We start from the raw sequence: 1,897 nt of genomic DNA on the forward strand, positions 1-1,897 counted from the left end.
TTGGGGTTTGGGCCCCCTTTTTCGAAACCGACCCGCGAAGGTGGTTCAAGGGCCCGGCACGGCCCGCATGGTAAGGTGATCCCCCGCCCGAAAGAGGGCTGACCCCCGTCACCCCTTGGCGCGCAGAACGCGCTGGCGCCCACGGGTCGGGCCGCCAGCTCGGGCGGGGATCGACCTCGCCGGGACTGAGGGTACGCGGCGCGACGCTGTCGCACACCTCCCGCTGGCGGATGATCACCGGGTTGCCGAACTCGTCACGCCGCCGGATGAGACCACCGTCCCGGCAATAGCCGGCGATCGCGGCATGTCCGTTGCGGCGGCCATACGGGTTCGCCGCCACCGGCGGATGCTCGATCACCAGCGTGTCGGTGTGATTGAGCGAGCGCTCGATGTAGGTGGTCTCCCCGACCGGCAGGGACTGGGCCCCCGCCTGCGCGAGGGTGGCCATCAAGCAGGCGGCCGAGAGAGTGAGCAGGCGCATCACGGCGGGATCCGGCGCAGGAGGAGTGTTCGATCACAATCTAGGCCGCAGACACCCGCGCGGGTAGCGCCGACGCGCAACACCGCGACCGCATCGCTTGACAGCGCGGGCCGGACCATGGTCGGAACACGCCCGATTGTACGGCTCCCGCCGGTCCTCGGCCGGAGCGTTCCGAAGGGATCGGTGGTGCCGCTTCACGCGAGGCTCGTTCGTTTCCGGCGCGCCGCGCTGCCGGTTTTCCTCGCCCTCGTGGCGGCCGCGCTCGTGCCCGCCGGGCCGGCCGCGGCCCAGGGTATGGTGCGCAAGACCTTCGAGGATTGGCAATTGCGCTGCGAGACGCCGGCCGGCGCGAAGGCCGAGCAATGTGCCCTCGTCCAGTATCTCGCCGCCGAGGACCGGCCGAATCTGACCCTGGTGGTGATCGTCCTGAAGACGGCCGACAACCGCGGCTACCTTCTGCGGGTGGTGGCGCCGCTAGGCGTCCTCCTGCCTTCCGGCCTCGGCCTCAAGATCGACCAGACCGATATCGGCCGCGCGGGCTTCGTCCGCTGTCTCACCACCGGGTGCGTGGCCGAGGTCGTGATGGATGACGGTCTGATCCGCCAGTTCAAGAACGGCACGCAAGCCACCTTCATCGTGTTCCAGACGCCCGAGGAAGGCGTCGGGATCCCGCTGTCGATGAAGGGCTTCGCGGCCGGGTTCGATAGCCTGAAATGACGGTGCCGCTCGGGAGCCGTGCGATGATCGGACTTCAAGACAGGACTCCGACGCGGTCCCCGGGCGTCTCCCGGCTGCCGAACACCCTGCTCCGGCGGGGCGGTCTCGTGCTTGCCCTGTCCCTCGCCGCTGCCGCTCCGTGCCGGGCCGAGGAGGGGAACATCTTCTCCAACCTGTTCAAGTACGGAGGCACGACGGTGCCGCCGTCGCAGCCCGAAACCCTCGATCCACCCTATTGCCCTCCGGTGGAGGTCGTCGAGGGTGCCGCCGCCTCGCGAACCCTTGCGGGCGATACGGTGCGCACCCAGTACGCCCTCGCTCGGCTTGCCCGCGAATGCACGCGGCGTCAGGACGGCTCGATCACCGTCAAGGTGGGCGCGGAGGTCAACGTGCTGCTCGGGCCGGCCGGTGCGCCGGGCCGGTTCGATGTGCCGGTGACGTTTCAGATCCGCTACAACGGCAAGGTCGTCTCAAGCCGCGCCGAGCGGGTCAGCGTCACGGTCGGACCGGGTGAGGCCCAGGGCTTCGCCACGGTCGTCGCCGATGATCTGCAGGTTCCTGCCGCGATGACGGCCGAGTACGACATCGCGGTGGGGGTCGGCGCCGGCAAGGGGGCCGGGAAGGNCGCTGCGAAGCCGCGCCGCCGGAAAACGGGCGTCGCCGCAGCACCCGCCGGGCGGAGGCGACGCTGCCCAGTGA

2 protein-coding genes and 1 pseudogene are annotated in these 1,897 nt (G+C 70.0%); 2 read left to right on the forward strand and 1 reads right to left on the reverse strand.

Going from position 1 to position 1,897, the window contains the following annotated elements:
* Positions 1-108 precede the first annotated feature (108 nt).
* Positions 109-481: pseudogene (locus tag I53_RS28680) on the reverse strand (hypothetical protein).
* A gap of 183 nt (positions 482-664) precedes the next feature.
* On the opposite strand from I53_RS28680, the gene I53_RS28685 reads away from it, so the two are divergent.
* Both I53_RS28685 and I53_RS28690 read left to right on the forward strand, forming a co-directional pair.
* Positions 665-1,198, forward strand: a complete 534-nt coding sequence (locus I53_RS28685; RefSeq protein WP_187294430.1) for an invasion associated locus B family protein — start codon at positions 665-667, stop codon at positions 1,196-1,198.
* Positions 1,199-1,221: 23 nt separating this feature from the next.
* A partial coding sequence (locus tag I53_RS28690; RefSeq protein WP_083936187.1) for a hypothetical protein occupies positions 1,222-1,897 on the forward strand: 676 nt, incomplete at its 3' end.

The sequence above is a fragment of the Methylobacterium sp. B1 genome (assembly GCF_000333255.1).
Lineage (GTDB): Bacteria > Pseudomonadota > Alphaproteobacteria > Rhizobiales > Beijerinckiaceae > Methylobacterium > Methylobacterium fujisawaense.